This window comes from Thauera sp. WH-2 (assembly GCF_048321015.1).
Classification (GTDB): domain Bacteria; phylum Pseudomonadota; class Gammaproteobacteria; order Burkholderiales; family Rhodocyclaceae; genus Thauera.
This window is the reverse complement of the sequence record NZ_JBLWFG010000017.1, coordinates 1-5,568: the sequence shown is the minus strand read 5'-3', so window position 1 is coordinate 5,568 and position 5,568 is coordinate 1. Positions and strand designations below refer to the sequence as shown.

The 5,568-nt window shown below is 53.7% G+C and carries 5 protein-coding genes and 1 pseudogene; 3 read left to right on the top strand and 3 right to left on the bottom strand.

Annotated elements, in window-relative coordinates:
• Positions 1-71 precede the first annotated feature (71 nt).
• Both ACNKW1_RS15570 and ACNKW1_RS15565 read left to right on the top strand, forming a co-directional pair.
• Positions 72-212: pseudogene (locus ACNKW1_RS15570) on the top strand (type I toxin-antitoxin system ptaRNA1 family toxin); the annotation flags it as partial.
• A 740-nt stretch (positions 213-952) separates the two neighbouring features.
• On the top strand, positions 953-2,449 hold the full coding sequence (locus tag ACNKW1_RS15565; RefSeq protein WP_418365495.1) for an N-6 DNA methylase: 1,497 nt from the start codon (positions 953-955) through the stop codon (positions 2,447-2,449).
• On the opposite strand, the gene ACNKW1_RS15560 is transcribed toward ACNKW1_RS15565, so the two are convergent.
• Positions 2,427-3,296: a hypothetical protein gene (locus tag ACNKW1_RS15560; RefSeq protein WP_418365494.1), complete on the bottom strand. Its 870-nt coding sequence runs from the start codon at positions 3,294-3,296 to the stop codon at positions 2,427-2,429. The genes ACNKW1_RS15565 and ACNKW1_RS15560 overlap by 23 nt on opposite strands.
• Positions 3,296-3,538, bottom strand: coding sequence for a helix-turn-helix domain-containing protein (locus tag ACNKW1_RS15555; RefSeq protein ID WP_418365493.1), 243 nt, complete (start codon positions 3,536-3,538; stop codon positions 3,296-3,298). Before ACNKW1_RS15555 ends, ACNKW1_RS15560 begins: the two co-directional genes overlap by 1 nt.
• 240 nt (positions 3,539-3,778) lie before the next feature.
• Here ACNKW1_RS15555 and ACNKW1_RS15550 point away from each other — a divergent pair, with 240 nt between their 5' ends.
• The gene (locus ACNKW1_RS15550) at positions 3,779-4,009 is read left to right on the top strand and encodes a hypothetical protein (RefSeq protein WP_418365492.1); all 231 of its coding nucleotides are present in this window, start codon (positions 3,779-3,781) and stop codon (positions 4,007-4,009) included.
• A gap of 218 nt (positions 4,010-4,227) precedes the next feature.
• Here ACNKW1_RS15550 and ACNKW1_RS15545 read toward each other — a convergent pair whose 3' ends face one another.
• Positions 4,228-5,415, bottom strand: coding sequence for a TIGR02679 family protein (locus ACNKW1_RS15545; RefSeq protein ID WP_418365491.1), 1,188 nt, complete (start codon positions 5,413-5,415; stop codon positions 4,228-4,230).
• Positions 5,416-5,568 lie beyond the last annotated feature (153 nt).

Sequence of the window (5,568 nt, the reverse complement as noted above, 5' to 3'; positions counted from 1 at the left end):
GGCATTTTTGAAAGTGCGATCTAGAAAAAACAAGCACTTGCGAGCTTAACTGTCGAACTCGGGAGGGCGCGGCGCAGCGCCTGGGGCCGCTGGCCGAAGCGGTGGCGAACGCTTTCATGGTGGTGTACTACCAGGCCGAAACAGGCCGTGCGACTCGGAATGACTTCTGCGAAGCTCTGGAGGCGATTCGCCGATCTTTTCCTCAAGCGTAGCCCGGCGGAACAGGTAAGAATAATAAGAAGAATATTATTCTTACCGTCTTACCCAGCCTGGCAGTAACTACGACGGCGGCCAGGTGGCCGTCTTCTGCTATTCGATGCGGCATCTGACCTTCGCTTGGCCTGCAATTTCGTGGGCGTGCTCAATATAGGCCACATCGCCAGAGGCCTCAGCGTGAGCCAGATACGCATGTGTGGCTTCCGCGCTTTGCAAGTCCTCGACTAACAATTCACGGCCAACGGGTGGCGCATCGACCCATACGCGCTCTTCTGGCGGCAATGGGTATGCCCCTGAAACTTCGGTTTCGGCCAGCAGTTCGTCCAGAGCGGCTTGGCCATCGACGGACCTCATCGGTCATGCCAGCGTTTCGGCGTCACGGGCGGCCACGTGGATCTGCAGCTAGTGCACGAAGGCGGCCCTAATTATGTCGTGTGCGGCAGGGCGGCGGTTGCTTCGGCTTTCACGTCTGTCGGCACGGCTGAGCTCACAATTTTCATTGTCGTATTCGCCGGCGTGTTTGGAAATCGGTGGCTTTCTCGGTACAGCTAAGCCTCCCTCTAGTTGGCTTGCTACGGGCCTTTTTTACATACAGTTGCTGAATTGGCAAGTCGACTTGATGTGTCCGCACCTGTTGCTGAGGTGTCTGTTGGCGGAGGGTATTTGACTTGTTCGGATTGCAACGCAGCCGGATACTCGCTAAGATACTTATAAGCGTCATATCCAAGGAAAATCCATGCATTCCCAGGTATTAGCAAAGCAAGAACTAAAGCAATATTTCACCGATGCGACAGAGGTCAGTTCCACAATGGCCGAGTTGCTCGGAAACGTAACAGGTAAAACCGTTCTGGAACCAAGTGTCGGAAGTGGCTCTCTACTGAGAGTCCTACAAGGGCGCCCAGAGCGCGTAGACGCAGTCGATATTGATTCGACTATACTGGGAACAGTTAAGCGTCGACTGCCCGGCATGATGATCAATACATATTGTGCTGATTTTATTGATCTCCACCTTAGCAGCAGTTTAATTTCGACGCCGAAGGTACACTTGCCAGGTGGCTACGATGCGGTGATATCAAACCCCCCATTCGGCCTATTCTTTACTCAAGATTATCGTCGGCAATTGAAGCAAGCCTTTCCAGACCTCTATGTAAGAGAATCATATGGTCTGTTTTTTGTTTTATCGATTTTCTTGCTAAAGCCTGGGGGTAGGTTCGTCTTTTTGATGCCTGATACTTTTCTGACCAGCAAAAATCATGCACCTTTAAGGCGATTTATCTGCCGGTCGGCAGCGGTTTCTAATGTCGTTCGCTTTCCTTCAAAACGTTTTGAAACTGTTAACTTCGCGTACGGAAATCTTTGCATTATCGCTGGAGATAAGCGCAACGTGCGCCCAGAAGATTCTATCGACTGGATTGAAGCCTTTGACTCGGAATATCCTCTTTTAGATCAGCCAAACAGCAATGTTTCTAAGCTCGCTGGGAGTGATTTGCTCGCGCATCTGGAACAAGGATGGCGAAGAGGCATGGCCGATTCGCCAGAAGAGCTTAAAGATTGGGTGACACTGGGTGATCTCGCCGAATGCAAAACGGGAATCTACACGGGCGATAATAAACGCTTTATAGGATACGATCCCGCTCGTGTGAAAAAGCGTCTCAATGGCCATGCCATCCAGTGGGAAACCGATATTTATCCGGAAAGTTTATCCGATGAACAAAAAGTCAAAGGGCTTGACATATCCCCTTCCTACGTGCCATTGATTAGGGGTGGACATAGAGATTTTGATGAAATTACTGCTTGGGCAATCAAATGGGATCGGGAGTCGGTCTTGTTCTACAAGACGGATAAAAAAGCTCGACTGCAGAATTTAGGATATTACTTTAAGCCAGGAATTGCCGTCCCGATGGTAACTTCCAAAAGATTGACGGCCTCGCTAATGAGTGGAGCTGTTTTTGATCAGGGCGTGGTAGGAGTGTTTCCCAAGAAGCTGGAAGACTTGAGCTCTCTTTTGATTTATCTTAATTCGTCGATTGCTTCTAAGCTCCGTAATGAGATTGTTAACGGTAGCGCAAATAATTCTGCAAATTATTTGAAAAGAATCCCAGTTCCAAGGTTTTCATCTTCGGCCAATATTGCAGCCGATAAGATCTTGGAAGATGCAAAAAATAAGCGCATTCTTACTCAGGAGCAATGCGACGAATTTATTGAACGAATCACCAAGCCAGATAAGATGTGAGGTCAGTAGGCTGGCTTTTCAGATATCGATAGAAGCTTTCGCTCAGATCTGCCGGCCAGTCGATTACTTCATCTCGAACAGACTGAATATCCGCGCCTGTGATCTCTTCAATCTTCTGATAGGTGTCTCGGCCTGTATAAACTTGCCACAGTTCCGAGCGCCTCAGGACGTTAAGGTAGTTATTGTTTTCTTCCTGACGCACGAGAAGCATTAGTTCTGTACGATGATCCCAAATCTTATACGCCCGTCCGACCGTCATTAAGCGTAGCATATTGCCCTTCTCATTCGAGCCGAATCCACTTTTGAAGTCGATTACATATGGAATTTCACGCTTTTTGAAAACCTCGTCTTCACGCATGTTGATGTCGCCAACAATTTCAAAAAGCGTGGAGACGTCTGTCATAATCTCAACACTTTTATCGTGAATGCCTAGATTTCCGGTAATGCGATCTAATAACGTCTGTCTTACATCGGAGAATGTCGGAGGTGCTATGCGCTCAACGGTTTTGTCTGCAGGGTAAGTCCATGCAGTGGAGCAAAACGCTTCCCAAAGCTCTCCTATCCGGCGAGAAAAAGCCATATACTCGTAAGCCCAGACCTTATGGCGATATTCCAAACTAGCGACTGTGCAGCAGTATTGGACTATCAAGGCGGCAGTACCCCGCTGGTCTTCGGGGAGTTGAGCTAATTCAGCCACAAGGCGGTTTCGCTGCTGGCTGATAAGCGCGTTCACATGTTGAGCTTTTTGTTGACGTGTTAAAGGAAGGGCAGCAATACGCTCCACGTCGAGAGTCAATCGCGCATGTAGGCCTTCAAGCACCAACTTTTTATCGATCGGTCCCGGCATCAGTCGTCCCCCGATCCGCTGAACAGTTCGCGGGGAGATACCCCAAGAGATATGGCTAGGCGGACTATATTTTTCAAGCTTGGATTCCGTTCACCGCGCTCGATTCCACCGATATAGGTCCGGTCAAGGCCAGAGCTAGCAGCTAAATCTTCTTGCGAAAGGTTGATTTTGAGACGAAGAAAGCGAATACGCGCGCCGAATCTGATGCGCTCTTCATCGAAATTTGAATTTTCGTCACTCATGCCCGACATGGTGAAGTGATGATGACTCTAAGTACACGGAATATAAGTATCATGGCTGGAAGGAGCCCCGTCACGTCATGTGCTTCAAGACAAACTGATCCCTGGCCCCCATCTTTGGGGAAGCAACTAGAGGACCAGCGTCGGGGTAAGACAACAGGTTGTTTATTGGTGGGAAACGTGGATCTACAAATCCCTGCTAAGTGTTCAAGGCGGTGTGATGAGTGGTAAGGAAGAGTAGGTATGACAAAGCCGTATCAAGACAACTGGGTTGAGCCGTTCTTCATCACAGAGTACATCGCGGCCGAAATGGCTGCTATGGGTGATAAGTTTGAGCCGCCGTCGATTGTCTGCACGGTGCGTCTGAGTGACGTGCTGAGGCGTATGGGTGTTGCTGAATTGGGATTGCAGCCCGGCGAAATCGCTGATCAGGAGCGTGAGCGCCGGCGCAACAAGCCATTCTCAGCTTGCTAAACTGGATATGGTATTTTTCATGGGACTATTGATTTTTTTTACTTTAAGTCATTGTAAATAAAGGGATTTGTCCTGTTATTTATGATAGAGTGGGAGTGACCGGAAAAGAATATTGACTTATAACTCAGGAACTTGCGTTTGTTTGGGAATGATTTGGCGCAAATCATCAACAAGCAAGTTTGTAGGGCAAGTCATTGAAATGTAAAGGTGCATCAGCTTCAGCAATGTCGGAGGTCGTCGAGCAGCATGTCGGCAAGCCCTTCCTCGTCGATCGCCAGTCGTTCGGTGAGCATCGCGCCGGCGAGTGTAGCGTCCCACAGCGCGCTGACGGCGGCATCGTCGAGGGGGCGACCGGGGCGCGGTGCGCCGATGACGGCCGCGCGATAGTCGGCGGTCGAGAAGCGCCACGGCCGGGCGTCGTGCTCACGGACCATCTGGTTGCCGATGCGAAGGCCCGGCCAGTCGAAGTCGCCGTGGTAATGCAGCGCTGCTCCGGCGGAACGCAATTGCGTGAGCAGGACGCGCTGGGCCGCGGCCGGCATGCCGTCGGTGCACACCAGCGGTGCACAGCTCGGCCCCAGCTGGTCGGCGGCGATCGCGAGCAGGTTCGGGTTCTCGCAGACGAAGACCGGGCGGCCCGTGACGGTCCAGGCCGGTGGCGAACGCAGCAGGCGGCGCAGTGAGAGATAGGCCGGTTCGCCCGGTTCGGCGCCTGTCGGCCCGGGAAGGTTGAGCGCCAGGGCCGGTCGTGCGAGTTCATTGACCAGCACGCCGGCCGCGGCCCACAGTTCGCGCGCGCGTTCGCCGTCGAGCTCGGCGGTGGCGTCATGGCGTAGCGCCGTGAGGATCAGAGTGGCGACCGGGCTGCCGGCGTCGAGCGCGTGCGCATCTCCGAGCGCGGCAACGGCCAGTTGCGCACGGGGGATGCCCGCTGCGGGTAGCCGTTGCAACACCCGATCAGCATGGCGGACGAGGAGGGTACCTGCCTCGGGGCGGCTGCCACACAGCCGCTTCAGCAGCCCGAGCCCGACGGAGGTCTGCAGGGCCGAACGCAGCCCGGGGTGTTCGCAGTCTTCGACCAGCTGTTGCCATTGCGAGCGCACCTGCAGGCGTTGGGCCATCAGGTCGATGATCGGCCCGTCGATTTGCTCGAGCGCATCGCGCAAGGAGGTGGCCAGCCCCGCCCGCGCGAGCGTGGTGTCGATCTCTGCGACCTCGATCTGCATCGATCGCACATGGCGTGCAGGGCGGCCGGTGAGTGCGGCGAGCGCTGCGTGTTCGGCTTCGTTCAGCGCGCCGAGACGCACCATACCGGCCTGTGCGCCGCGCTGATAGCGTTGGCGCAGCCGCTTGCGCAGCCCCGCCAAGGCTTCGCCGCCCAGCAGTCGTTGCAACCGGGGATCCATGATCATTCTTGGGGAAAGCGCCGATCCGGATCGTCTTCGCGCTGCCGCGCCCGGCCATCCCAGATCCAGCGCGATACATGCACCGCATCAATGTAAGCGCTCCACGAACCCCATCTTCCCCGGGCTCGCTACGCCGTGATCAACTGCTCAGCC